Annotated in this window: 21 protein-coding genes; 6 read left to right on the forward strand and 15 right to left on the reverse strand. The window is 69.7% G+C overall.

Going from position 1 to position 25,760, the window contains the following annotated elements; all coding sequences use genetic code 11:
• Positions 1-287 precede the first annotated feature (287 nt).
• From JOY88_RS11925 to JOY88_RS11935, 3 genes are all read right to left on the reverse strand, one after another.
• On the reverse strand, positions 288-1,598 hold the full coding sequence (locus JOY88_RS11925) for a hypothetical protein (RefSeq protein WP_293502648.1): 1,311 nt from the start codon (positions 1,596-1,598) through the stop codon (positions 288-290).
• 169 nt (positions 1,599-1,767) lie between these two features.
• Positions 1,768-2,517 carry a LytR/AlgR family response regulator transcription factor gene (locus JOY88_RS11930; RefSeq protein ID WP_293502650.1) on the reverse strand — a complete coding sequence of 250 codons (750 nt, stop codon included), beginning with the start codon at positions 2,515-2,517 and terminating at the stop codon, positions 1,768-1,770.
• Positions 2,514-3,659: a sensor histidine kinase gene (locus tag JOY88_RS11935; protein ID WP_293502652.1), complete on the reverse strand. Its 1,146-nt coding sequence runs from the start codon at positions 3,657-3,659 to the stop codon at positions 2,514-2,516. Before JOY88_RS11935 ends, JOY88_RS11930 begins: the two co-directional genes overlap by 4 nt.
• Before the next feature lie 132 nt (positions 3,660-3,791).
• On the opposite strand from JOY88_RS11935, the gene JOY88_RS11940 reads away from it, so the two are divergent.
• Both JOY88_RS11940 and JOY88_RS11945 read left to right on the forward strand, forming a co-directional pair.
• Positions 3,792-5,189 (forward strand): phosphomannomutase/phosphoglucomutase, encoded by a 1,398-nt coding sequence (locus JOY88_RS11940; protein ID WP_293502654.1) that lies wholly within the window; start codon positions 3,792-3,794, stop codon positions 5,187-5,189.
• Positions 5,189-6,451: a 3-deoxy-D-manno-octulosonic acid transferase gene (locus JOY88_RS11945; RefSeq protein WP_293502656.1), complete on the forward strand. Its 1,263-nt coding sequence runs from the start codon at positions 5,189-5,191 to the stop codon at positions 6,449-6,451. Before JOY88_RS11940 ends, JOY88_RS11945 begins: the two co-directional genes overlap by 1 nt.
• A gap of 8 nt (positions 6,452-6,459) precedes the next feature.
• Here the strand turns inward: JOY88_RS11945 and JOY88_RS11950 are convergent, their stop codons facing one another.
• The 6 genes from JOY88_RS11950 to JOY88_RS11975 form a co-directional block, all read right to left on the reverse strand.
• Positions 6,460-6,789, reverse strand: a complete 330-nt coding sequence (locus JOY88_RS11950) for a cupin domain-containing protein (protein WP_293502658.1) — start codon at positions 6,787-6,789, stop codon at positions 6,460-6,462.
• 207 nt (positions 6,790-6,996) lie between these two features.
• Positions 6,997-8,319: a serine hydrolase domain-containing protein gene (locus JOY88_RS11955; protein WP_293502660.1), complete on the reverse strand. Its 1,323-nt coding sequence runs from the start codon at positions 8,317-8,319 to the stop codon at positions 6,997-6,999.
• A 32-nt stretch (positions 8,320-8,351) separates the two neighbouring features.
• Positions 8,352-9,779, reverse strand: a complete 1,428-nt coding sequence (locus JOY88_RS11960) for an efflux transporter outer membrane subunit (RefSeq protein WP_293502662.1) — start codon at positions 9,777-9,779, stop codon at positions 8,352-8,354.
• A 14-nt stretch (positions 9,780-9,793) separates the two neighbouring features.
• The gene (locus JOY88_RS11965; RefSeq protein WP_293502664.1) at positions 9,794-11,377 is read right to left on the reverse strand and encodes a DHA2 family efflux MFS transporter permease subunit; all 1,584 of its coding nucleotides are present in this window, start codon (positions 11,375-11,377) and stop codon (positions 9,794-9,796) included.
• Positions 11,378-11,384: 7 nt separating this feature from the next.
• The gene (locus tag JOY88_RS11970) at positions 11,385-12,485 is read right to left on the reverse strand and encodes an HlyD family secretion protein (RefSeq protein ID WP_293502666.1); all 1,101 of its coding nucleotides are present in this window, start codon (positions 12,483-12,485) and stop codon (positions 11,385-11,387) included.
• A 16-nt stretch (positions 12,486-12,501) separates the two neighbouring features.
• Complete coding sequence (locus tag JOY88_RS11975) at positions 12,502-13,335, reverse strand: pirin family protein (RefSeq protein WP_293502668.1); 834 nt, start codon at positions 13,333-13,335, stop codon at positions 12,502-12,504.
• An 89-nt stretch (positions 13,336-13,424) separates the two neighbouring features.
• On the opposite strand from JOY88_RS11975, the gene JOY88_RS11980 reads away from it, so the two are divergent.
• Positions 13,425-14,366, forward strand: coding sequence for a LysR family transcriptional regulator (locus JOY88_RS11980; protein WP_293502670.1), 942 nt, complete (start codon positions 13,425-13,427; stop codon positions 14,364-14,366).
• On the opposite strand, the gene ligA is transcribed toward JOY88_RS11980, so the two are convergent.
• Positions 14,320-16,347 (reverse strand): NAD-dependent DNA ligase LigA, encoded by a 2,028-nt coding sequence (gene ligA / locus JOY88_RS11985; protein WP_293502672.1) that lies wholly within the window; start codon positions 16,345-16,347, stop codon positions 14,320-14,322. The genes JOY88_RS11980 and ligA overlap by 47 nt on opposite strands.
• A 38-nt stretch (positions 16,348-16,385) precedes the next feature.
• Between ligA and JOY88_RS11990 the strand changes: the two genes are divergently transcribed.
• Complete coding sequence (locus JOY88_RS11990) at positions 16,386-16,901, forward strand: hemerythrin domain-containing protein (RefSeq protein ID WP_293502673.1); 516 nt, start codon at positions 16,386-16,388, stop codon at positions 16,899-16,901.
• Between the two features lie 26 nt (positions 16,902-16,927).
• Here the strand turns inward: JOY88_RS11990 and JOY88_RS11995 are convergent, their stop codons facing one another.
• The 4 genes from JOY88_RS11995 to smc form a co-directional block, all read right to left on the reverse strand.
• Positions 16,928-17,620, reverse strand: a complete 693-nt coding sequence (locus JOY88_RS11995; protein WP_293502675.1) for a Crp/Fnr family transcriptional regulator — start codon at positions 17,618-17,620, stop codon at positions 16,928-16,930.
• A gap of 64 nt (positions 17,621-17,684) precedes the next feature.
• On the reverse strand, positions 17,685-18,986 hold the full coding sequence (gene paeA, locus JOY88_RS12000; protein WP_293502677.1) for a polyamine export protein PaeA: 1,302 nt from the start codon (positions 18,984-18,986) through the stop codon (positions 17,685-17,687).
• Complete coding sequence (locus JOY88_RS12005) at positions 18,986-20,032, reverse strand: cell division protein ZipA C-terminal FtsZ-binding domain-containing protein (RefSeq protein WP_293502679.1); 1,047 nt, start codon at positions 20,030-20,032, stop codon at positions 18,986-18,988. The genes paeA and JOY88_RS12005 overlap by 1 nt, the downstream gene beginning before the upstream one ends.
• Positions 20,029-23,544 carry a chromosome segregation protein SMC gene (gene smc, locus JOY88_RS12010; protein ID WP_293502681.1) on the reverse strand — a complete coding sequence of 1,172 codons (3,516 nt, stop codon included), beginning with the start codon at positions 23,542-23,544 and terminating at the stop codon, positions 20,029-20,031. Before smc ends, JOY88_RS12005 begins: the two co-directional genes overlap by 4 nt.
• 155 nt (positions 23,545-23,699) lie before the next feature.
• Here smc and queF point away from each other — a divergent pair, with 155 nt between their 5' ends.
• The gene (gene queF / locus JOY88_RS12015) at positions 23,700-24,140 is read left to right on the forward strand and encodes a preQ(1) synthase (protein ID WP_268166466.1); all 441 of its coding nucleotides are present in this window, start codon (positions 23,700-23,702) and stop codon (positions 24,138-24,140) included.
• Positions 24,141-24,467, forward strand: a complete 327-nt coding sequence (locus JOY88_RS12020; RefSeq protein WP_293502682.1) for a YkgJ family cysteine cluster protein — start codon at positions 24,141-24,143, stop codon at positions 24,465-24,467.
• A 4-nt stretch (positions 24,468-24,471) separates the two neighbouring features.
• On the opposite strand, the gene JOY88_RS12025 is transcribed toward JOY88_RS12020, so the two are convergent.
• Positions 24,472-25,692, reverse strand: a complete 1,221-nt coding sequence (locus tag JOY88_RS12025; protein ID WP_293502683.1) for a tetratricopeptide repeat protein — start codon at positions 25,690-25,692, stop codon at positions 24,472-24,474.
• Positions 25,693-25,760 lie beyond the last annotated feature (68 nt).

Consider the following 25,760-nt stretch of genomic DNA (forward strand, 5'->3'; position numbering starts at 1 on the left):
GCCAGCGAGGCACCAGCTCTCAACCGTTGAAGCTCTCGAAGGGGCAGATGAAACAGGCGGCGCGAGGCCGACAGGGCCGCCATCCAGCCCTGTCTTGAGCCGCGACTACCTCTTCGGCGGGTTATTGCCTCGCTTTCCACCAGAGGGCATGTTGTGGTTCTTGCTTGGGGCGTTTTCGAGCTTCAGCTTCATCTTCAATCTCCGGCCCCAGTATTCAAGGATGAGCTCCCCCAGCCGGGGCCCCCCGGAGGAACTCGAGAAATTCGTTGGGAAGTCGCTGCGGCCGGCTAACCGGGAGCGGTGGTCAGGCGGCGCTTCAGCTCATCGCGTGCAGCGGCGACGGAGGCCTCGCGCCAAGGTGCTGGCTGGAGTGCCCCATCCGGCATCTCCTCAACCAAGTCGACGCGATATTTCTGCCCCCACTGGAAGTCCTGCCCACGGGCCTGCGAGATGCGCAAGGGCACATTGAGGTGCAGACAGATGCAACGCTCGTACGCATGAAACTCCCAGCAGCCCACCGGCCACTCATCAAAGAGCGGCTTGAGCTCGCTTGCGGCGTCCGCGATGAGCCAATTGAGCACGAGGTCATGGGACGAGCCTTCGGCCTGAAAACCCTGAAACGTGCGCTCATGCAGGTCAGCAAGGTCACCGTCGACAAGGGACAGATGCCTCCAGGCCTTGTCCTGCCCGAGCTCCTCGACCACCAGGCGGAGCCGACGGACGTCCGTCGGGCGGCGCAGACCATCGAAGTCGGTCACGAAGTTGAAGGTGCGATACGCCCATCCCCGCAGCGAGTCGTTCAAGAAGAACCTGTCACGCCAACTCGGATTGACCCAGTGAAGCCCCGTCGACGAGGGGACGCACCGCATGAGGCTCATATTCAGTCGGATGGCGGCGAGATAGGGATGCTGGATCTCCACAAACAGCTTCGGCAGCGCCTCGCGCAGCGTGACGCTGCCGTCGCTCTGATGGAAGCGGGCATGCTTCTCGGCGAACCGGGCGACACGCCAACCGACCTCGTCTGTGCCGAACACGACCTCTGCAGTCGATGTGCAGCGGCTGGAACTGATTAGCCAGTGCCCGCGATGCGTGACCGGCTTGCTCACCTCTTCCACTGACCAGCCGACCAGTTGGGCGAGTGCCATCAGTTCGTCAGTGCGGCCATCGAACCGAGCCGACTCGATCTGATGAGCCAAGTCGATGGCCACGTCGCGCGACTCTGCGCCGCCGTATCGAGCCACTTCGGCGGCCAGCGCCGGGTTGGCGTTGCCCGCAAGCTGCTCAGCAATGTGCTGCTCCAGTCGGTCGATGAACAGCGCACCCTCGTCCTCAGGCGCCTCGCCCTGCAGAACTGCGACGGTCGTTCCGAGCACCGCAGCAAGGGCGCTTGCCATCGCTTGACTGGTCTTTCCCGTGCGCTCGATGCGCTGGTAGTGCTTGACCGAAGCTTCGTTGGCCTGGCTACCCCGGTGCTCGTGCGCCAGCGCGATGAGGTGGGCTTGGGAGAACGATTTTTCCTCGCGGATACCGCGCAGCCGGTCCGGGTCGATACGGAACGTTGGTCGCCCGACAGGCCTGGGTTCGTTTGTTGCTGACATGACCGAATGATCGGCCGGCGCTTAAATGCTGTCCAGACAGCCTAAAGCCAGCATAAATACAGGCGCCCCTGGCTCACGCGCCTACGCTCTCGGCCTGCGCCCAGCCTTCCCCAACTGAGCATCTCGCTTGACGATGCCGCAAAGGAGACGCGTCGATAGCGGCACGCTCCTACATGGCCTTGAAGAGGTGGACGTAGGCGCGGCTGACGGGCAATTCCCGCTCGTGGCCGCGGACGCGGACGAACAGCCGGCTCGCGTCGTCGCGGCGCGTGCCGGCCAGGTGGTCGAGGTTGATGATGGTGGAGCGGTGCACCTGCCAGAACTGATCGGGGTCGAGCTGGCCGGCCAGCTCGAAGATGGGCGTGCGGATGAGGTGCTCCGCCGTCGCAGTCTGCACGACGGTGTACTTGTCGTCGGCATGGAAGAAGAGCACGTCGCCGACGGGGATCTGGTGCACCAGCTCGCCCTGGGCAGCCCGCACATAGCGCAGCCGGGCCGGCGCCGCGGCGCCGGCGGCGGGCAGCAGCCGCTTCAGCGTCTCGGCCAGCGCAGTGTCGTCCGCGGGCGCGGCTTCGCGCAGCCGCGTCACGCAGGCGACCAGGCGCTCGGCCTTCAGCGGCTTGAGCAGGTAGTCGACGGCGCGGGCCTCGAAGGCGTCGACGGCGTACTGGTCATAGGCCGTCACGAAGACGACGCGCGTCGAGCCCTCGATGCCCTGGGCCACTTCCAGGCCGGTGAGGCCGGGCATCTGGATGCCCAGGAAGGCCAGGTCGGGCTCCAGTTCGGCGATGGCCGCGGCGGCCTCGACGCCGTTGGCGGCGGTCTTGACGATCTTCAGCTCCGGCCAGGCCTGTTCGAGCTGGGCCTTCAGGTACTGGACGAGATGAGGTTCGTCGTCGGCGATCAGGGCAGTGGTCATGGGGTGTCGTGGGGCAGGGGAATCTGGAGACAGGCGCGCGTGCCGCCACCTTCGCGCGGCAGCAGTTCAAGGCTGGCGCCCGGGCCGAAGCGGGCCTCGAGCCGGGCGCGGATGTTGCCGAGGGCCATGCCATTGCCGCTGCGGCGCTGGCCTCTGAACTTGGGGCCGTCCAGCCCCTGGCCGTCATCCGTCACCTCGATGTGAAGCCGGTGGCCATCGCGCCGGGCGCTGACGCTCACCGTGCCACCGGCAATCTGCGGCTCAAGGCCATGGTGGATGGCGTTCTCGACCAGGGGCTGGGCCAGCAGCGGCGGCAACTCGATGCCGCCCAGTTCGGCCGGCAGCGTCAGCTCTACCTTGAGCCGCTCGCCCATGCGCAATTGCATCAGCGCGAGATAAGCCTCCAGCATCGCGAACTCCTGGGCCAGAGTCGTCGACTCGCCGCGCAATTGGCCCAGGCTGGCGCGCAGATAGTCGGTGAACCGCTCCAGCATCTGCTTGGCCCGCTGGGGGTCGAAGTCGATGAGGCTCTGGACATTGGCCAGCGTGTTGAAGAGGAAATGCGGTTCGATCTGGCCTTGCAGCAGCTTGAGCTGAGCCTCGGTGATGCGGGCCTGCATGGCCTCCTGCTTCCAGCGCGCGCGGTAGCGCAGGCCGATGATGAAGGTGACGACGATGGAGATCAGCAGGAACTCGGCCCAGAAGCCGGGCTTGGCCAGCAGCTTGCCGAGCATGTCCTGGCGGCTCCAGATTCGGGCCACGACGGCAAATCCGATGACGAGGCCCGTCAGCGAGCAGGCGATGGACAGCGTCGAGAAGAACAGGCCGGAGCGCCAATCGCGCCAGCCCGTGATGGTGTCCAGCCAACGCTGCGGCGCCAGCCGCTCGAAGCCGCGGAAGCCGATGAAGAAGCACAGCGTCACGCACAGGCTGATCAGCATGTTGCCCGGCAAGTCGTTGCGCCACCAGACGACGGACCCCAGCCGTCCGCCGTGCACGCCATTGACCGTGGCGAAGAGCAGCCCGAAGCCGACGAACCACCCCAGGTAGATCAGCGCGCGGATGCGCCGCCGGCCCGGGCGTTTCTTCATCAGCGTACGCTGGTGGCGCAGTGCCTGGGTGAATTCCTCGATGAACGTCATGGTCAGCAGTGTAGGAAGCCGGCCAGCCCCCGAACCGGGGCTGGCGACGATTCGACAGACGGGGCGATGAATGGCGAGGCGGCCCCTGCCTACAATCCGCCGCGCTTTTCAAACCCGATACCCGAGGCATCCATGCAGGTTCACGCATCCATCTTCAAGGCCTATGACATCCGTGGCGTCGTCGGCCAGACCTTGAACGAGGAGCTCGCCGAGCACCTGGGTCGTGCCTTCGGCACCGAGGCCAAGGCCCTGGGCGAGAAGGCCGTGGCCGTGGGCCGCGATGGCCGCCTGTCCGGCCCCGGCCTCGTCGCCGCGCTGATCCGCGGCCTGCAGTCGACGGGTCTGGACGTCGTCGACATCGGCGCCGTGACGACGCCCATGCTGTATTACGTGGCCGCCACGCGCGGCAAGCATGGCTGCACGTCCGGCATCCAGGTCACCGGCAGCCACAACCCCAAGGACTACAACGGCTTCAAGATGGTCCTCAAGGGCGCCGCCGTCTACGGTGAGCAGATCCAGGACCTCAAGCGCCGCATCGAGGCCGAGGACTACGCCACCGGCAAGGGCCGCGTCGGCCGGATGGACGTGGTGGCCGAGTACACGGCCCGCATCGTCAAGGACTGCAAGCTGGCCCGCCCGATGAAGATCGTCGTCGACAGCGGCAATGGCATCCCCGGCGCCTCGGCCCCGGCCATCCTGCGCGCGCTGGGCTGCGAGGTCATCGACATCTATTCCAAGGTGGACGGCGACTTCCCCAACCACCACCCGGACCCCTCGCGCCCCGAGAACCTGGAAGACCTCAAGCGCATCGTCCATGCCTGCGACGCCGAACTGGGCCTGGCCTTCGACGGCGACGGCGACCGCCTGGGCATCGTCACCAAGGACGGCGAGATGATCATGCCGGACCGCCAGATCATGCTGCTGGCCGCCGACATCCTGAAGCGCAACAAGGGCGCCGAGATCATCTTCGACGTCAAGTGCACGCAGCGCCTGGCGCCGTGGATCCGCGAGCATGGCGGCAAGCCGCTGATGTGGCTGACCGGCCATTCGCTGGCCAAGGCCAAGCTGAAGGAGACGGGCGCGCCCATGGCCGGCGAGCTGTCGGGCCACATCTTCTTCAACGAGCGCTGGTACGGCTTCGACGATGCGATGTACACGGCCGGCCGCATGCTCGAGATCCTGAGCCGAGACGCCGACCCCAGCGCCACGCTGAAGAACCTGCCCAACAGCTTCAACACGCCCGAGATCAACGTGCCCTGCGCCGAGGGCGAGCACCACGAGGTCGTCAAGAAGCTCAAGGAACTGGTCACGCTGGCCGACTTCCCCGGCGCCACCGAGTTGGTCACCATCGACGGCCTGCGCATCGAGTTCCCGGACGGCTTCGGCCTGATCCGCCCGTCCAACACGACGCCCGTGCTGGTGCTGCGCTTCGAGGGTCACACGCCCGAAGCGCTGGAGCGCATCCAGCACGACGTGCTGGCCCAGCTCAGGCGCGTGAAGCCCGACGCCACATTCGCCGCGGGGCACTGATGGCGTTGTGGGTCTATGCCGCCCTGCTGCGGCTGCTGACCCCGCTCTACCTGCTGCGCCTGTGGCGGCGCGGCGCCAGCGAGCCGCTCTACCGGCAGGCGCTGGGTGAACGGCTGGGCTTTTACGGCGGCCGCCGCGATGCGAGCGGCCGGCTGTGGATCCATGCCGTCTCGCTGGGCGAAACCCGCGCGGCCGGCGCGCTCATCGATGCGCTGCGCGCACGCGACCCCGCCTTGCGCATCCTGCTCACCCAGTCGACCGCTACCGGTCGAGAGGCCGCGCAGGTGCTGCTGCGCGATGGCGACGCCCTCGCCTGGCTGCCCTACGACACGCCGGGAGCGGTGCGGCGCTTCCTGCGCCACTGGCAGCCGTGCATGGGCGTGCTGATGGAGACCGAGGTCTGGCCCATGCTGCAGCGCGAGGCCCAGCGTGCCGGCGTGAAGATGGTGCTGGCCAATGCCAGGCTGTCCGAGAAGAGCCTGCGCCAGGGCCGGCGCCTGGCGGCGCTGATGCGGCCGGCCGCGGCCCGCATGACGCTGGCCCTGGCCCAGACCGAGGCGGATGCCGAACGCATACGCGCGATGGGCACGGCCCGGGTCGAGGTGGCCGGCAACCTGAAGTACGACATCGCCGTGGACGCGGCGCTGATCGCGTGCGGCCAGGCCTGGGCGGCGCAGGCCGGGCGGCCCGTGCTGATGCTGGCCGTCAGCCGCGAAGGTGAGGAGAAGGCGCTGCTGGACGAATGGGTGAAGCAAGCTGCCCCTCGCCCGCTGCTGGCCATCGTGCCACGCCATCCGCAGCGCTTCGACGAGGTGGCCGGCCTGGTCCAAGCCGCCGGTCTGACGCTCGCGCGCCGCAGCCACTGGGGCGATGCGCCGCCGCTGGAGGCTTTCACGGCCGATGTCTGGCTGGGCGACTCCATGCGCGAGATGCCGCTGTACTACGGCCTGGCCGACGTGGCCCTGCTGGGCGGCAGCTTCGAGCCGCTGGGCGGCCAGAACCTCATCGAGGCCGCGGCCTGCGGCTGTCCGGTGCTGGCAGGGCCGCACACCTTCAACTTCGCCGAGGCGACGGAGTTGGCGCTGGCGGCCGGAGCGGCGCAGCGCTGCGCGACGCTGACCGACGCCGTATCGCGGGGCCAGGCCTTGTGCGCGGACCTGCCCGCGCTTGAATCGATGAGCCGCAATGCCCTTGCCTTCTCTTCCGCCCATCGCGGGGCGGCGGCACGGATGGCGGAGGCCATCCTGGCGCTGGCTCGCTGAATCAGCCCCTAGCGGCGCAGCGCGATGGTCACGAGGGCCGAGGCGTCCTCGACGGCCGTGACGCCATGCATCACACCGCCAGCGAGGTAGAGCAGCTGCCCGGCGCCCAGTGCATGCGACCGCCCCTCGGCCGTGATCAGCAAGGCCCCTTCGATGCACTGCAGCGTGATCTCGCCGGGCACGCTGTGCGGCGGCAGGGACTTGCCCGCCGGCAGCACCAGGCGCATGACCTCCAGGTCCTCCGACTTGAAGAGCGCGCTGGTCTTCTCCTGAGCGAGGCCTGCGCCCAGCGGCCGCACGTCGACGGCCTGGCCCGGGAGCGCATGGAGGATTGCCATGGCTCCGAGTATGCGCCTCCTCGCGCGCTCAGCCGCCAGCGGCGGCATGGCTGACCCGGCCCTGCCAAGCCGAACGCCAGGGGGCGGCGGACGTCAGGTTCCGGAAACGGCACGGGTTCAAACGAGATCCCGCCTCGCCAGCCAACGGAGCCCTCGCCCACTCGCTGCGTAGTCGTGGCGCAGCACGCCCCCCATGCGCATGCCGCCTCACTCCCTCACGAAGCGCAGCGTTGCACCGCCCTGGAACAGCGTCAAGGCCTTGGTGTCGTCGTCGAACTGGATCTCCAGCGGCGTGATCTTGGCGAAGAAGCGGCGCGGCGACTTGGCGAAGAGTTCGAATTCGCCCTGGCCGGTGGCGCGGGCAAGCAGCTGGGTGCCGTCGGCGCGCACGCTCAGCTTGAACTGCGGGTTCAGCGCGTAGACGCCTTCCAGCGGCTGCAGTTGCTCATGCGTCGCGGCGATGGCGGCCACGTCGCGCACCGACGCGTCGCCCAGCACACGCAGCGCCAGGTCGTCCACGGCCACCTGGGCGTTGGCCAGGACGACGCTGGCGCGACGGCGCTCGGGGTCCAGCCACAGCGAACTGGCAAAACCGAAGGTGGCGCCGTCGTGCGTGAACACCGTGCGGTCGTTCAGCGGGGCCAGCAGCCAGGCCAGGCCGATGGGGTTGGTCGGTGCGATGGTCGCCGCGCGGCGCTGCAGGCACAGCGCGAAGGCTTCGCGCAGCGGGTGTTCATAGCCGCCCAGAGCCGCGTCGGCGTAGCGCAGCAGTCCGCGCGCCGTGCCGTGCAGCGCGCCGGCACCGGCCGTGACGCTCCGGAAATGCCAGGCCGGCACGGGCCGGCCCTTGCCGTCATGGCCCGGCAGCAGGTCGGGCAGAGCAAAGCCGACCTGCCCCGTCAGGCCCAGTGGCTGCAGCACGCGGCGCGCCAGCAGCGTCGCGTAGTCCGTGTCCTCGCGCAGCGCGAGCGCATGGCCCAGCAGGCCGAAGCCGAGGTTGGAGTACTCGAAGCGGCTGTCGCGGGCGACTTTGGGCCGCCAGCCCTGCAGGAACAGGCGCAGCGCCGGCCAGTCGTAGTCTGCATAGGGGTCGGCGGGGTTGGCAGGCGCCATATTGGCGGCCAGGCGCGGCAGGCCGGAGCGCTGCGTGGCCAGGTCCACCCAGCGCAGCGGCTGTCCCTGGCTGTCGCGCAGCCGCAGGCCGTCGGGCAGCGCGGCCTCGACGGGATCGTCGAGCTTGATCTCGCCGCGCACGACGGCATCGGCCAGCAGCAGCGCGGTGAAGGTCTTGGTGATGGAGCCAATCTCGAAGACGCTGTCGGCATCCGGCCTTGCACCGCTCACGGCGGCGCCACCGAACTCGGCCTGGCCGCCCGCCAGCCGGCCGGCGGCCAGCGCCACGCCGCCACCCTTCAATCGGGCCTCCAACAGCGCCTGCAGCGAGGGCTCGGCCGCCCTGGCTCGAGTGCTCGCGGCAATGGCAAGGGCGCCGGTAGCCAGCAGGGTCTGGCGTCTGGTGATGCGGCCCATGGATCCTCCTGGACCGCAGCATAACGGCGCGTTCAACCGCCGCTGGCTGCTGCCTTGCCGTCGCTCCAGCCGCCGCCCAACGCTTTCACGAGCTGGGCCGTCGCCGCCCATTGCGCACCACGCAACTGGGCCAGCGCGCGCTCGGTCGCCAGCGGCGTGCGCTCGGCCTCGGTCACGTCGAGGTAGCTGACGGCGCCCTTGTCGTAGCGGCTCCTGGCCACGGCCAGCGCCTGGCTGCTGGAGGCCAGCGTGAGGTTCTGGGCGTCCACCACCGTCGCGCGGCCCTGCAGTTCGGCGAGCGCATCGTCCACCTCGCGCAACGCCTGCAGCATGCGGCCACGGAAGGATGCGAGGGATTCGTCGACCTGGGCCTTGGCGCCGGCCAGGTTGGCCTTGTTCCTGCCGCCCTCGAAAATGGGCAGCGAGATGCTGGGGCCGAAGTTGTAAAGGCGCGCCGGCGCCGAGATCAGGTCGCTCAGGTCCTTGCTCTGGTAGCCGAAGCTGCCGGTCAGCCGGATGGAGGGGTAGAAGGCTGCCTCGGCGATGCCGACCTGGGCCGTCGCGGCGTGCAGCTGCGCCAGGCTCTGGGCCAGGTCGGGGCGGCGCTGCAGCAGCTCGGACGGCAGGCCGGCGCGGATCTGCGGCGGCGTCGCCAGCGGCCGGGCCTGCAACTTCAGCTCGGCGGCGGCCTGGCCGGTCAGCGCGGCGATCTGGTTCAGCACCAGGGCCTGGCGGCGCGGCAGGTCGGCGACGTCGGCATCGGCGGACGCCAGCTCGGCGCGCACGCGCTCCAGGTCCTGCGTCGTGGAGGCGCCGGCGTCGAAGCGGGTCTGCGCGACCTGGAAGGCCTTGGCGCGGCTGTCGCGCAGGCGCTGCAGCGCCGTGGCCTCGTCGGCCAGCGCGCGCCACTGCCAGTAGGCTGCGGCGACGTCGGCGGTCAGCGCGACGCGGGCCGCAGCGGCGTCCAACGTGGCGCCGTCGAGCTGGGCCTGGGCAGCCTCGGCCTGACGCTTCACGCGGCCCCACAGGTCGATCTCCCAGGCCAGGCTGGCCTGCACGGTGCCCTGCCAGCCCTCGAAGGTGATGGCCTGCCCTCCCAGCACGGGTGTCGTGACGGACTTGGCCGAGGTGCGCAGGCCGGTCTCGTTGGCGCCGATGTCCAGGCGCGGCAGCTCGTCGGCCCGGGTCGCGCCGTAGACGGCGCGGGCGCGGGCGACGCGCGCCGCGGCGGCGGCCAGCGTGGGGCTGGCCTGCAGCGCCTGGGCCTCGAGCGCGTCGAGCTGGGCATCGCCGAACATCAGCCACCAGTCGCGCTGCAGCTCGGCACCTGCCGCGGGAGCGGCGGCACGGTAGGCGGTGGGCGCGTTGGCGGCCGGCGCCTGGTAGTTGGGGCCCAGCGTCGTGCAGGCGGCGAGCGCTGCCGCGGCGACAAGGGTGAGGACGGTCTTGAGTTGGATCATGTCGATCTCCCGAATCAGTGGGCGGCTTCCGCGCTCGCGGCGCCGCCGAGGACCTTTTTGCTGAGCCAGACGATGGCCACGCAGGCGAACAGCGCCAGCCCCAGGATCAGGAAGGCATCGTTGTAGGCCATCACGTAGCTGTCGCGGCGCACGACGCTGTCCAGCGCCTTGAGGGCCATGTCCTGCGCCGCCGTGGCGTCGAAGCCCTTGGATGCGAAGTTCGCCGTCAGTGCGTCCAGCCGCGCCTGGGTGGCCGGGTCGTATAGGCTGACGGCCTCGCCGACCCGGGCGCTGTGCAGGTGCTCGCGGTTGGTCAGCAGCGTGGCCAGCACCGCGATGCCGACCGAGCCGCCGAGGTTGCGCATCATGTTGAACATGCCCGAGGCGCTGGGCAGCAGCTGGGGCGGGATGCCGTTCACTGCGAAGTTGGTCAGCGTGATCATGATGAGCGGCTGGCCCAGCGCGCGCACGATCTGCGCGGCCAGCAGCTCGGGGCCTGCCGTGTCGGCGCTCATGTGAGTGTTCATGAAGCAGGACGTGGCGAACAGCGTCAGGCCCAGGCTCATCATCACGCGGTTGTCCAGCTTGGTGGACAGCTTGGCCGCGAAGGGCATGATGAAAAGTTGCGGCAGGCCCATCCACATGATGACCAGGCCGATCTGCATGGGCGTGTAGTTCGCGATCTGGCCCAGGTACAGCGGCAGAATGAAGGCCGAGCCGTAGAGGCCCATGCCGGTCGTGAACGCGATGACGCCGGCGATCAGGAAACTGGGGCGGCCGAGGATGTGCAGGTCGATGAAGGTGTTCCTGCGCGTCAGGCCGCGCCAGGCCCAGCCGTAGATGCCTGCCACCGCAAGCACGGCGGCCGTGATGATGAAGGGGCTCTGGAACCAGTCCTTGGCATTGCCCTCCTCCAGCATCGCAGTGAGAGAGCCCAGGCCCACGGCCATGAAGAGGATGCCCCACCAGTCGACGTCGCGCAGCAGCTTGAGCTGCATGGGCTCCTTGTCCAGGCCGGCGCTGACGCCCAGCATCAGCAGCACGCCGGGGATCCAGTTGATGTAGAAGATGCTGGGCCAGCCGTAGAGCTCGGTCAGGTAGCCACCCACCGTCGGGCCCAACGTGGGCGCCAGCGTGGCGGTCATGCCGAACAGGGCCAGGCCGATGGGGCGCTTCTTCAGCGGCAGCTTGCGCGTGACCAGCGTCATCGCCATAGGGATCATGACGCCGCCGGTGAAGCCCTGGGCCGCGCGGAAGGCGATCATGCTCTCCAGGCTCCAGGCCATGCCACACAACGTGCTGAAGATCAGGAACAGCGCGACGTTGACGACCAGGTAGCGGCGCGTGGAGAACACCATGGCCAGGAAGCCGGCCAGCGGGATGACGACGATCTCGGCGACGAGGTAGGCGCTGGAGATCCAGGAGCCCTCCTCCTGCGTGGCCGACAGCGCGCCGAGGATGTCCCGCAGCGAGGCGTTGGTGATGGCAATGTCCAGCACCGCCATGAAGGCGCCCAGCAGGCTGGCCAGCACGGCCAGCCAGGTGCGGCCGCTGACCTTCTGGTCGGGCGGCGGGGGCAGATAGTTCTCGTTGCCCATGGCGGACTCAGCCGGCGATCTCGACTTCCACCTGGACCGACAGGCCCGGCACGATGCGCGATGCAGCCTCGCCCAGCGCCTTCAGGCTCGCCGGCTCGAAGACCAGCTTGACCGGCACGCGCTGCACGATCTTGGTGAAGTTGCCGGTCGCGTTGTCCGGCGGCAGCAGCGCGAAGCTGGCGCCCGAGGCCGGTGAGAAGCTGTCGACATGGGCGAGCAGATCCCGGTCCGGGAAGGCGTCGAACTTCACATGCGCCTTCTGGCCCGGCTTCATGCGGGCGAGCTGCGTCTCCTTGAAGTTGGCGACGATCCAGGTCTCGGGCTCGACGATGGCGGCGAGCTGCTGGCCCGGCTGCACGCGCTGGCCCACCTCCACGGTGCGCTTGCCGATGCGGCCGTCGCTCGATGCCCGCAGCTCGACGTAGCCGAGCTGGTTCTGCGCATCCTTGAGCTGGGCCAGCGTGGCGCTCTTCTGGGCGTTGGCGGACTGGCGGGCGCTCTCGGCGGCGGCGACGGCCTCCTTGGCGGCGTTGGCGCCGGCCTTGCGGGCAGCCAGGTCGGCGCGCGCCACGTCGCGGGCGGCCAGCGCCGCGTCCAGTTCCTGCTTGCTGGTGGCGCGCAGCTCGGCGCCGAACAAGGCCTGGCTGCGCTTGGCGTCCAGCTCGGTGCGGGACAGCACGGCCTCGGCCTGGGCCACCTGGGAAGCGGTGACGGCCGCCTGCGCCCTCGCCTGGGCAATCTGCGCGCTGCTGGTCGCGATGGCGGCGTCGGCCTGGGCGATCTGGGCCTTCAGGCGCTCGACCTGCACGGACGCGTCGGCGGGGTCCAGGCGCAGCAGCAGATCGCCGGTCTTGACGACGGCGTTGTCCTGCATGTGCATCTCGGTGACGACGCCGGCCACGCGTGTGGCGACCGGGTGGATGCGACCGGCGACGAAGGCGTTGTCGGTCTCCACCAGGTGCTGGCTGCGCCACCACATGCGCCCGCCCAGCGAGATGCCGCCCACCAGCAGCGCCGCGCCGATGATCAGCAGCGGCAGCGGCGGGCCGTTCTTCTTGCCGTTCTCGGCGGGCTTGGGCACGGCGGCGTTGTCCTGGGCTGCGGTCATTTCGAGTTCCTGTCTTTCAAGCGTTCGGGGTTGTTCTGGGGGTGGAGAGCGCGCAGAGACGGCCCATGCCGCCGGTCTGGAAGCGCTGCAGCGCGGCAACGACCTGTCCCTCGTCGCTCATGGCAAAGGGGCCGTGGCGCACCAGCGGCTCGCGCAGCGGGCGGCCGCTGAAGCAGGCCAGGCGCAAGGCCTCGTCGGCCTGGATGCGAACGGGGGGCGGCCCGGACATCGACAGCGCCTGGCCGGCGGACATCGACAGCCCGGCGGCCTGCCCGCGGCCGTGGATGACGATCGCGAAGCCCTGCTCGCCGTCCGCCAGCGTGGGCTCGTAGGCGGCGCCGGCCTCGATGTCGACGATGGACAGCGCCGTGGGCCACGGCAGCGCCAGCTCGGACCCGCCAAACACCTGCACGGTGCGCCAGCCCTCGCCCGCGTGGCGCGGCATCTGCGCCGCGTCCAGGCGCATGACGCCGGGTTCGCGCAGCTTCTGCGTGGCCGGGAGGTTGACGAAGACCTGCAGGCCATGGGCCTCGCGGCCGGTCTCGATGGGGAACTCGTCGTGCATCAGGCCACGGCCGGCCAGCGTCCAATGCAGGCCGCCGGGCGGGATCTCGTGCTCGCCGCCCAGTGAATCACGGCTGACGAGGCCGGTGGCCGAGTCGTCGAACAGGTAGGTCACGGCCGAGAAGCCCGCATGCGGGTGCGGCGCGAACACCGCCTCGCTCATGCGGAAATGGTCGACCGTGATGAAGGGGTCCAGCAGCTCCAGCGGCTCGCGCCAGCCCTCGGCCTGGAAGCCGCTGCCGATGCGGTGCTTCTGGGGTTGGAGAAGAAGAGGGCCAGTTGACATGCTGGCCGCGACTGTAGAGAGTTCCATTTCCGGCGAATAGATGCAAAACTCAAATGCACTGTTCCAAAAACGAAACGAGAAAACACGACATGAAGGTCGACGACCTGCTGCTGCTGGCCCAGGTCCACCGCGCCGGCTCCCTGTCCGCCGCGGCCCGCCTGCTGGACTGCCCCAAGGCCACGCTGAGCCGGCGCCTGACGGCGCTGGAGACCTCGGTGGGGGCGCGCCTGTTCGTGCCGGGCGCCAGCCGGCTGACGCTGACCGAGCTGGGCGAGCAGCTCGCCGAGCGCGCCGCCCGGCATGACGACGACATCGCCGAGACGCGCCAGTGGCTGGCCTCGCGCGAGGCGACGCCGCAGGGCCGGTTGCGCGTGTCCGTGCCGGCCGAGTTCGCGATGCTGGTGCTGGCCGAGAGCTTCGCGCGCTTCGTGCGGCGCTATCCCAAGGTGACGCTGGAGGTGGACACGACGCCGCGCCGCGTCGACCTGTTCAACGAGCCCTACGACCTGGCCGTGCGCATGGGCCCGGTGGACGAGCCCGACCTCGTCGCCCGCCAGTACATGCTGCTGGAGCGCGGCCTCTATGCCAGCCCCGTCTACTTGCAGGCCCGACCCGCGCCGCAGACGCCGGCCGACCTGGCCGAGCATGATTTCGTCGTGCTGAGCCAGGGCAAGGGCCTGCACCGCAAGCTGCAGAACGGCCAGCAGACCGTCGAGGTGGAGGCGCGCGGGCCGCTGGAGGCCAACTCCATCGGGCTGGTGCTGTCGCTGGCCCGGGCCGGCGGCGGCATCGCCAGCTTCCCCTTCGGCATGGTGGCGCCCGACGTCGCCGCCGGTACGCTGGTGCCCGTGCTGCCCGACTGGCGCTACGAACCGCTGCCCGTGCACCTGCTGACGGCCAGCCGTCGGCTGATGCCGGCCAAGACGCGCGCCTTCATCGACCACCTGTTCGAGACAGTGCCGGAATGGGCCAGGACCGCCCTGCTCAGCCTGCCAGCAAAGCCTGCAGCCCGTCCTCGTCCAGCACCGTGACGCCCAGCGTGCGCGCCTTCTCCAGCTTGCTGCCGGCCTCCTCGCCGGCAATGACGTAGCTGGTCTTCTTGGACACCGAGCCGCTGACCTTGCCGCCGGCCGCCTCGATCAGGGCCTGCGCCTCGTCGCGGGACAACGTGGGCAGCGTGCCGGTCAGCACCAGCGTCTTGCCCAGCAGCGGGCGCGGCCGGTCGTCGCCCTCGCCTTCGCTCTCCTTCGGGCTCACGCCGGCGGCCAGCAACTGATCGACGACCTCGCGGTTGTGCGGCTGCGCGAAGAAGGTGTGGATGCTGGCCGCGACGATGGGCCCGACGTCGGGCACCTCCAGCAGTTGCTCGACGCTGGCGTTCATCAGCTTGTCCAGCGTGCCGAAGTGGCGCGCCAGGTCCTTGGCCGTCGTCTCGCCGACCTGGCGTATGCCCAGCGAGAACAGGAAGCGCGCCAGCGTGGGCGTCTTGCTCCTCTCCAGCGCGTCGATGATGTTGGTCGCGCTCTTCTCGGCCATGCGATCCAGCGCCGCGAGCTTGGCCACGCCCAGCTTGTAGAGGCCCGGCAGGCTCAGCACGATGCCGGCGTCGACCAACTGCTCGACCAGCTTGTCGCCCAGGCCCTCGATGTCCATCGCGCGGCGGCCGGCGAAGTGCAGCAGCGCCTGCTTGCGCTGCGCCGGGCAGAACACGCCGCCGGTGCAACGGTACTCGATGCCGCCCTTCTCGCGCACGGCCTCGCTCCTGCAGACGGGGCATTCGCGCGGCATGTGGAAGTTGGGCACATAGGCCGGGCGCTCGCCCGGCACGCGGCCCACCACCTCGGGGATGACGTCACCGGCGCGGCGGATGATGACGCGATCGCCCACGCGCACGCCCTTGCGGCGCATCTCGAAGACGTTGTGCAGCGTCGCATTGCTGACCGTCGTGCCGCCGACGAATACCGGCTCCAGCCGCGCCACCGGCGTCAGCTTGCCGGTGCGGCCCACCTGGACGTCTATGGCCACGAGCGTCGTCACCTGCTCCTGGGCCGGGTATTTGTGCGCGACGGCCCAGCGCGGCTCGCGGGTCTTGAAGCCCAGCCTGAGCTGCAGCTCGCGCGAATTGACCTTGTAGACGACGCCGTCGATGTCGAAGGGCAAGGCGTCGCGCCGGGCGGCCATCGCGCGATGGAACTCGATCAGGCCGGCAGGCCCCTGCACGACAACGCGGTCGGCGTCGACCGGCAGGCCGAAGGCCGCCAGCGCGTCCAGCAGGCCGGCATGCGTGGCGGGTAGTTCCCAGCCCCGCACCTCGCCCAGGCCGTAGGCGTAGAAGCAAAGCGGCCGCTGGCGCACCAGCGCCGGGTCCAGCTGGCGGATGGCGCCGGCCGCCGTGTTGCGGGGGTTCACGAAGGTCTTCTCGCCACGCTCCCGCTGGCGCTCGTTGAGCTTCTCGAAGTCGTCGCGGCGCATGTAGACCTCGCCGCGCACCTCCAGCACCGCAGGGGCGTCGCCGCGCAGTCGCAGCGGGATCTGGCCGATGGTGCGCACGTTCTGCGTCACGTCCTCGCCGGTCTCTCCGTCGCCGCGCGTCGCGGCCTGCACCAGCACGCCGGCTTCAAAGCGCAGGTTCATGGCCAGGCCGTCAAACTTCAGCTCGGCGGCGTACTCCACCGGCGGATCGGCCTCGGCCAGCCCCAGCTCGCGGCGCACGCGGGCGTCAAAGGCGATGGCGCCGCCCTCGGTGGTGTCGGTCTCGGTCGTGATCGACAGCATGGGGACCGCATGGCGCACCGGTGTCAGCCCGGCCAGCACGGCGCCGATGACACGCTGGGTCGGCGAGTCCGGCGTCAGCAGCTCGGGGTGGGCCGCCTCGATGGCCTGCAGCTCGGCGAACAACTTGTCGTACTCGGCGTCGGGCAGCTCCGGCGCGTCGAGCACGTAGTAGAGGTGGGCGTGGCGGTTGAGCTGGTCGCGCAGTTCAGCGGCGCGCATGGCGGGAGCGGCGGTCATGGCGTATTGTCGCGGGCCGCGCGGCGAGAATCGTCGGCATGGCCACCTCTACTCTGCTCCACGCCGGCCCGGCGGTCGGCTTCGACCAGCCCCTGGAGATGCTGCTTGCCTGCCACGAGCGCGTGCGGCGCAGCCTGGACTTGCTGCTTCGCCTGCAAGCCCATGTGGCCGTGCAGGGCGCCGACGAGCCGGCACGCGACGCGGCCCGCGACGTGCTGCGCTATTTCGACATCGCCGGCCCCAAGCATCACGAGGACGAGGAGCGCCACGTGCTGCCGCAGCTGCGCGCTGCTGGCCGCGGCCAGCTGGCCGACCGGCTGGCCGCGGAGCATGCCGAGATGGGCCGCCAGTGGGCCGCGCTACGCCCCGCCCTGGAGGCACTGCGCGACGGCTGCGACGAAGGGTTGGACGCCCCGGCCTGCCAGGCCTACGCGGCCCTGTACGCCGGCCACATGGCCGCCGAGGAAGGCGAGGCCTTCCCCACCGCGGCACGGCAGCTGGATGCCGCCATGCTCGCGGCCATGGGTGCGGAGATGGCAGCCCGTCGGCGCTGATTGGCCAGCGCCCTTGCAGGCCGCCCTCAGTGTTTGCCAGCGGCGTGCCGCGCCAGCGCCGCGGGGTCGGGCAGGCGGATGTCGCGTCGGTCGACCTCCAGCAGGCCGGCCGCCTCCAGCTCGCGCAGCACGCGCGAGAAGCACTCCGGCGTCAGCGACAGCAGCGACGCCACCGTCGCATTGGCCGCCGGCATGCCGACGATGGCCGGCCCGGGCCGGTCGGGATCCACGTCGCGCAGCAGGTAGCCCACCACCCGCTGCAGTCCCGACTGCAGCGCGCCGGACTGCAGGGCCTGCGCCATGCCGTGCAGGCGACGCGACATGCCCGACAGCATGCGCAGCGCAAAGCTGGCGTCCAGCTGCAGCTCTGCCATCACCGCCTGGCGCGGCACATGCAGCAGCACCGTGTCGCTGAATGCCTGGGCGTTGATGGGACAGGGGCGCTCCAGGAAGACCAGGGCCTGCGCAAAGCTCTGCCCAGGGCCGACGAGCTCGATGACCGTCTCGCTGCCGTCGGGCGCCGTCATGTACAGCCTCACCTGGCCCTGAACGACGATGAAGAAGGCCTCGCAGGACCGCCCGGCCCACAGCACGGCCTGGGCGTGCGTCACATGCATCAGACGGCAGGCCGCGGCCAGGCGCAGCAGCGCGGCCTCGCCGACGTCAACGAACAGCGGCTGCGTACGCAGGAAGTTGGGGATGCTGAAGGGGGCGAGCATGGCAGCGCCCATGTTGGGGGCTGGCGGCGCCCGGTCCCTTGATCCGTGTCAAGCGACCGTGACGTCAGGTCCTGCCGGCGGGCGACGCGGCGGTGATCATCACCTGGTCCACGCGGTGGCTGTCCACGTCGACGACCTCGAAGCGCCAGCCCTCCCACTCGACGACGTCGGTGCGCCTCGGGATGCGGCGCAGCATGACCATCAGGAAGCCGGCCAGCGTGTCGTAGGTGCCGGCATGCGGCCAGCTCTCGATGCCCAGTGATCGCTCCACGTCGGGGATGGGCGTGATGCCGTCGGCGAGGAAGGAGCCGTCCTCGCGGCGCACGATCTGCTCCTCGTCGTGCGGCGCCACCAGTGCCCCCATCACCGTGCTCATCACGTCGTTCAGCGTGACGACGCCAACGACACGGCTGTACTCGTTGACGACGACGGCGAAGTCCTCGTGGGCCTCGCGGAACTGCGTCAGCATCTCCGACAGCGTCAGCCGGTCCGGCACGATGAGCACCTTCTTGACCAGCACGCTGGCATCGCCCCTCAGGGACAGGCTCTCGTCGCGCAGCACGCGCTGGAACAGGTCGGTCGCGTCCACGTAGCCGACGACCTGGTCGACATCGCCGTTGCAGATCAGATAGGTGGAATGCGGTGCGTCGGCTATGCGGTTGCGGATCAGTGCGTCGTCGTCGTCGCGCGAGAAGAAGACGATGCGCTCGCGGTTGGTCATCACCGTCTCGACGGTGCGCGTGTCCAGCTCGAACACGTTGGCGATCACCTGCTGCTCCTCGTCGGCGACGACGCCGGCCTGGTAGCCCGCCTCGGTCAACGCCAGGATGTCGCGGTGGCTGATGGTCTCGTCGCGCTTGGCCGGCAGGCCCAGCAGGCGGATCAGGCCTTCGGTGATGCCGCTGAAGGCCCAGGCCAGCGGCCTCAGCACGCGGCACAGCAGCAGCATGGGCCCCACCAGGGCCATGGCGACGCGCTCCGGCTCGGTCATGGACAGCCGCTTGGGCACCAGGTCGGCCATGACGATGAACAGCGACGTGATGCTGGCAAAGGACGCAGCGAAGCCCAGCGTCGCGGCCGGCTCCGGTGCCATCACCAGGCGCAGCGTGGCCTCGAAATGCGGCGTGAAGGCGCCCTCGCCGACGATGCCGGCCAGGATGGCAACGGTATTGACACCGATCTGCACGACGGTGAAGTAGTCGCCCGGGTGCTCCTGAACGGCCAGCACCTTGGCGGCACGCGCATCGCCGGCATCGGCGCGCTGCTGCAGGTTCAGCCGCCGCGACGCCGCCAGCGACAGTTCGGCCATGGAGAAGAAGGCGCTGCCGAGGATCAGCAGGCTGATCAGCAGCAGCGACATCGCCATCAGGAGAACAGCCTTCGGGCGGCGGGCGAGCCCGCGGCGAGATCACGCTCCGCCAGCGCCGCGTAGAGCTTCTTCAGCTCCACGTCGATGGCGGCGAAGGCGTGCAGGCCCAGCACCTGGCCGCGGTCGTCGCAGACCTCGGCCTCCAGGTCGCGGGCCAGCGCGCGGGCCGATTCCTGCCAGAGCGCGAACGGCTCCTGCTCGGCGGCGGTCTGCGGCACGTCCAGCGCCAGCGTCAACTCGCGCAGCGACAAGGCCTCGGGGTCCTCGGCCAGCGCGGCCTGGGCGTCGAACTGCAGCGTCAGCACCGGCGGGGCGCCCTCCTCGCCCGCGGGCAGCACCAGGCGGCCCGGCAGCGAGCCGACCACGAAGCCATGGCGCCCGGCGGACTGCTGCACGAAGCCAGGCGTCCAGGCCGTCGCCTTGGCGCGCAGCAGCAGCGCCAGCTGGGCGTCATGGCTGGCGGCGAACTGGTCCAGCTCGCGGGCGCGGGCGACGACGTCCAGCATGTCGGGAAACTGCACGAAGCCGCCCACGCCGTCGGCGAAGGCCTGGATCTTTTGCACGAACTCCGAATACTCGATCTCGTTGAGCGGCCCGCTGCGGCTGGCCATCTTCAGGCCGGCCTGGAACTCGCCATAGCGCTGGCCCGGCGCGGGCAGCTCCCAGTCGCCGCTCGCGGCATTCAGGCCTTCGATCTGCAGCGGCTTGGTGCCGGCACGGCGGCTGCCCGGCTGGTGCTGCAGCGCCAGGTCGCCCGTCACCGGCTGCTCGACGGTGATCGTGGCGATGGCGTCGATCAGTGCGTCGATGCGCGCCGACGGGCGACGCAGCGGCCGGGCGACCGCAGGCAGCGTCACCTCCAGTTCCTCGACCTCGGCAGCGACGTCGGTCGACACGGGCGGCGCGTCGAAATGCGGCTCCTCCAATGGCGGCAGCGCGCGCTTGGGGCCGGCCTTGCGGGCGGTCCAGGCGCCATGGGCGATGACGCCCGCCAGCACGAGGCCGCCGACGATGGCCAGCAGCGTTGTCAGCGTGAGGCTCATGCCGCCTCCGCCATTGCCAGCGCCTTGTCCATGTCGACCGCGACGATGCGAGACACGCCCTGCTCCTGCATGGTCACGCCAATCAGTTGTTCAGCCATTTCCATCGCGATCTTGTTGTGCGAGATGAAGAGGAATTGCGTACCGGCGCTCATCTTGGTCACCAGCCGCGCGTAGCGCTCGGTATTGGCATCGTCCAGCGGCGCGTCCACTTCGTCCAGCAGACAGAACGGCGCGGGGTTCAGCTGGAAGATCGCGAACACCAGCGCGATGGCGGTCAGCGCCTTCTCGCCGCCCGACAGCAGGTGGATGGTGCTGTTCTTCTTGCCCGGCGGCTGCGCCATCACCTGCACGCCGGCGTCCAGGATCTCTTCGCCCGTCATCACCAGCCGCGCCTGCCCACCGCCGAACAGCTCGGGGAACATGCGGCCGAAGTGGTCGTTGACCTGGTTGAAAGTGGATCCCAGCAGGTCGCGCGTCTCCAGGTCGATCTTGTGGATCGCATCCTCCAGCGTCTTGATCGCCGAGTTCAGGTCGATGCACTGCGAGTCGAGGAAGGTCTTGCGCTCGCGCGCCGCCGTGAGCTCGTCCAGCGCCGCGAGGTTGACGGCTCCCAGGGCGGCGATCTCGCGGTTGATGCGGTCGATCTCGCCTTGCAGGCCGTAGAGCTTGACGGCGCCGTCCTCGATGGATTTCGCCAGTGCTTCCTGGTCGACCTCGGCCGCCTCGAGCTGCTCGCGGTACTGGGCACCACCCAGCTGCGCAGCCTGCTCCTCCAGCTGCAGCTTGGTGATGGCCTCGCGCAACGGGTCCAGGCTGCGCTCGAACGTCATGCGCTGTTCGTCGGCCTTGCGCAGCCGCAGCGAGAGGTCGTCGTAGCCGGAACGCACGGCGGCCAGCGCCTGCTCGCGTTCTAGCCTCACGGCCAGCGCGTCCTGCAGGCCGGCCTGGGCGGCCGCGTCGTTGAGCGTGTCCAGCTCGGCCTGCAGGCTGGCGGCGGACGTCGCCATGGTTGCGATCTGTGCGTCGGCCGTCGCTATGCCGCGTTGCAGCTCGCCGCGGCGGGCGGCCAGCGTCTGGGTCGCGAAGCGGGCCTCCTGCGAGCGGCGTTCCAGCGTGCGCAGCTGCTCGCGGGCGTCGGCCAATCTGCGCTCGGCGGCGATGGTGCCGTCCTCCAGCTCCGCATGGCGCTGCTGGGCGTCGCCGAGCTGGATGTCCAGCTCCTCGAAGCGCGCCTCGCCGACGGCGCGGCGCTCCTGCAACCCCTCCTGCTGCGCGGCGATCTCGGCCAGCTCGGCGTCCAGCGCCGTGCGGCGCTGCTGGCTGGCTTCGGCCTGCTGGCTCAGGCGCAGCAGCTCGACATGGATCTGGTGGGCGCGCGTCTGCGTCTCGCTGGCCTCGCGGCGCAGCGCGGCGAGGCGGCCGTTGGCATCGTTGAACTGGTGTTCCACGCGGCCCAGCGACAGGCGGGCCTCGTCGGCGATCAGGTTCTGGGCGCGCTGGGCCGTCGTCAGCTGCTCGATCTCCTGGGCCCGCGCCAGCAGGCCGGCCTGCTCGGAGTCGGGCGCGTAGAACGCCACCGAGAACTGGCCCACCGCATGGCCCTGCGGCGTCAGGATCAGCTCACCATGCGTCAGCTGGCCGCGCGCCGCCAATGCGGCATCCAGGTCAGGCGCCGTGTAGACGCCCTCCAGCCAGTCGTTCAGCAGCGCGACGAGGCCGGCATCGTCCAGCTTCAGCAGCGAGGTCAGCTTGGGCAGTGTCTCGTGGGTGTTGGCTATTGAACCCGCCGGCGTGGAATAGAAAGCAAGGCGGGCCGGCGGCGCGTCGGCCTCGAAGGCGCGCACCATGTCCAGGCGGCCCACGCTCAACGCGCCCATGCGCTCGCGCAGCGCCGCCTCCAACGCGTTCTCCCAGCCCTGCTGGATGTGCAGCTTGGTCCACAGCCCCTGCAAGCCATCCAGTCCATGCTTGGCCAGCCAGGGCTTGAGCTTGCCCTCGGTCTGCACCTTCTCCTGCAGCGCCTTCAGCGCCTCCAGGCGGGCGGTCAGCTCAGACTGCCTGGCGAGCTGGGCGTTGGCGTCCTGCTGGGCCTGACGGCGCTGCTCCTCGAGCTGGGGCAGATGCTCGGCCAGCTCGTGCAGGCGGGCGTCCGCCAGGTCGCGCGCCTCGTCGGCCTCGGCGCTGCGGGCCTTCAGCGTCTCCAGTGCCTCATGGTCCGGCGCGCCCAGGGCGCGTGACTCGGCCGTCAGCCGGTCCTCGCGCTGGCGCAGCGCGCGGGCCTGCTCGTCCACGCTGCGACTCTCTGCGGCCAGCACCTGGATCTGCTGCTGCACCTGGGCCACCAGCGCGCGCTGCTCGTTGGCACGCGCCTGCGCGGCGCGCAGCGCGTCTTCGCTCTGCGGCAACTGGGCCTGCTGCTCCTCTGCCTGGGCCGCGAGGATCTCGCTCTGCTCGTCGGCGCCAGCGATCTGCTCGGCGATGCCTTCCAGCTCGGCCTGGGACTGGGCGATGCGCTCGCGCCACTGGCCGTCCTGAGCATGCAGCTCGGCCAGGCGGGCCTGGGCGCGCGTACGGCTCTCGACGACAAAGCGGATGCGCTCCTCCAACCGGCTCACCTCCAGCTGGGCGTCTGCATAACGGCCTTGCGACTTATGCAACTCGTCGCCGGCGGCGTAATGCTGCTGGCGCACCTCCTCCAGCTCGGCTTCGACGGCGCGCAGCTCGGCGGTGCGCGACTCCAGCGCGTTCAGCGCCTCGGCGTGGGCCGCCTTCACGCGCGTGGCCTCGTTGCCGGCGTCACGCAGCTTCAGCCACCACAGCTGGTGCAGCTTCAGCGTGCCGGCGTCCTGCAGGCTGCGATAGCTGGCCGCGACCTCGGCCTGGCGTTCCAGCTTCTCGAGATTGGCGTTCAGCTCGCGCAGGATGTCGTCGACGCGCGTCAGGTTCTCGCGCGTGTCCTTGAGGCGATTCTCGGTCTCGCGGCGGCGTTCCTTGTACTTGGACACGCCGGCCGCTTCCTCCAGGAACAGCCGCAGCTCCTCGGGCTTGCTCTCGATGATGCGCGAGATCGTGCCCTGGCCGATGATGGCGTAGGCACGCGGCCCCAGGCCCGTGCCGAGGAACACGTCCTGCACGTCGCGGCGGCGCACCGGCTGGTTGTTGATGAAGTAGGAGCTGGTGCCGTCGCGCGTCAGCACGCGCTTGACGGCGATCTCGGTGAACTGGTTCCACGGCCCGCCGGCGCGTGCGGACTGGTTGTCGAAGACGAGCTCCACGCTGGAGCGCCCCGCCGGCTTGCGGTTGCCGCTGCCGTTGAAGATGACGTCCTGCATGGACTCGCCGCGCAGCTCGCTGGCCTTGCTCTCGCCCAGCACCCAGCGCACGGCGTCCATGATGTTGGACTTGCCGCAGCCGTTCGGCCCGACGACACCCACGAGCTGGCCTGGCAGCTGGAAGGTCGTGGGTTCGGCGAAGGACTTGAAGCCGGCGAGCTTGATCGAATTCAGCCGCATGAAGGAGGCGCGTAAGCCGTTGATTTGGCTAAAGAAAAGCGCCTTTCACGGGCGCTTTGACGGGGTCGGATGATAGCATTCGCCCCCTCTCAGAAAGCCTTTGCACCATGGCCACCAAGAAGTCCCCCGCCCCCGCCCCCAAGAAGAAGCCCAAGATGCGCGAGGTGCCCAAGAATCCGCCGAGCAAGCCCAGCAAGGACATCCTGGTCTTCCCGAACCCGAATCCCGAGCGCGACTACGTCATCCAGTTCCAGGTGCCCGAGTTCACCTGCCACTGCCCGCTGACGGGCCAGCCCGACTTCGCCCACTTCACGATCGACATGATCGCGGACGAGCTCTGCGTCGAGCTCAAGAGCCTGAAGATGTACTTCTGGAGCTACCGCGACGAGGGCGCCTTCCACGAGAAGGTCACCAACAAGATCCTGGACGACATCGTCAAGGTCACCGACCCGCGCTTCATCCGCATCACGGCCAAATGGTATGTGCGCGGCGGCATCTACACCAACGTCGTGGCCGAGCATCGCAAGCCGGGCTGGACGCCCGCGCCGCGCGTGGACCTGCCGGCCCATGGCTTCGAGTCCGGCATGCTGGGCTGAATGTCCGCCAACCCCTGCCTGAGCTGCGGCGCCTGCTGCGCCAGTTTCCGCGTCGACTTCGATCGCAGCGAACTGGAGAGCGAGGGCGGCCGCGTGCCGGACGGGCTGGCGGTGGAGCTGACCGGCCGCCTCGTGCGCATGCGCGGCACCGACCACGCCCAACCGCGCTGCGCGGCCTTGCAGGGCCGGGTGGGCGAGAAGGCGGCCTGCGGCATCCACGAATGGCGACCCTCGCCTTGCCGCGAGTTCGGCGAGCGTGCGCCCATGGGCCTGGGCGACGAGGCCTGCGCTCGGGCCCGGGCCCGGCACGGGCTGGCGCCGCTTTAGGACCTCAGGAACCCGCCGCCCCGCGCAGTGGTGTGCGCTGCTGCTGGCGCTGCTGCTCGCGCAGGTCGTTGAGCCAGGCCAGCTTGGCGCCGTAGAGCTCGCGATCCTTGACCGTCGAACTGTTCTCCAGCGCCTTGGCGATCTCGCCGCGCGCGCCGGCCATGTCGCCCATGCCGTAGTTCGCCAGGCCCAGCCAGAAGTGGAACTCGGGCACATACGCCGCGCGCGCCACCTCCTTGCGGAACAGCTGGCGAGCGGTCGCGAACTCACCGGCCCGCATCGCCGCCACGCCCTCGTCGAAGAACTTGTAGGGCGGCACGGGTTGCAGCTGGGCCAGCTGGGTGGCGTAGACCTGGGCCTCCTCGCGGCGGCCGGTGTCGCTGAGCACGAGGATCAGGTTGGACATGGCCTGGGTGTTGGCCGGCTCGCGCTGCAGCACCAGGCGCAGGGTGGACTCGGCGCGCTCGAACAGCCCCTTGCGACGGTAGAGCACGGCCAGCGTGTTGTAGGCCGACAGCCAGCGCGCGTCGGTCAGGATGGCCGCGCGGGCCCACCAGTAGGCGTCGTCCACCTGTCCCACGGTCAGCGCCTCGGCGGCCTTGTTGTTGAGGAACATCGCGAGGATGGTCGACTCGTCGATGACGCGGCTGCGGTTGTTGCGCACCTGCTCGGGCGGCAGAAAGTCGATGGTCAGCAGCTCGGGGTCGCCGTAGACGACGCGGGACTGGGTGCTCAGTGGCCGCGCGAGGCTGATGTTGACGTGGCCGGCGACGAAGAAGATGCCGTTGGCGCGCGTCCAGCTCTCTTCAAGGTAGACGCTGTTGAAGCGCACGGGCATGCCCAGGTGCCGGGCGAAGGCCGCCGTCATCAGCACCAGCGACATGCAGTTGCCGCGCTTGGCGTCGAAGGCCTCGGCGGCCGTGCGCGTGGTCTCGGCGTCGTAGTCCAGCTGCAGGCGGCCCTTGGTGTAGAGGGCGTCGATGAGGCCGTCGCGCAGGCCCTTGAGGCGTATCTCGCTGGCCATCTCGGTCTCGGCGAAGTGCTGCATCGCCGGGCTCATCGCCAGGGCCTCGTGAGCATCGATGCGCACGCTGGGCGGCCGGAAGGCCGTATCGACGAAAACGTCGGTGGTAGGTGCGTCCTTGGGCTCGGATGCGCAACCCGTCAGGCCGGCAACCGCGCCCAGAAGCGCCAATGCAGTGACCAGGGCATGGACGTGTTTCATGTCAGTCTCCTGACACAAGCTTAGTCCTGCCCCGCTCGCCTGTCTTGAGTCATCCCGCACGCCTTCGC

This window comes from Roseateles sp. (genome assembly GCF_019237615.1).
In the GTDB taxonomy this organism is placed as follows: Bacteria; Pseudomonadota; Gammaproteobacteria; order Burkholderiales; family Burkholderiaceae_C; genus Pelomonas.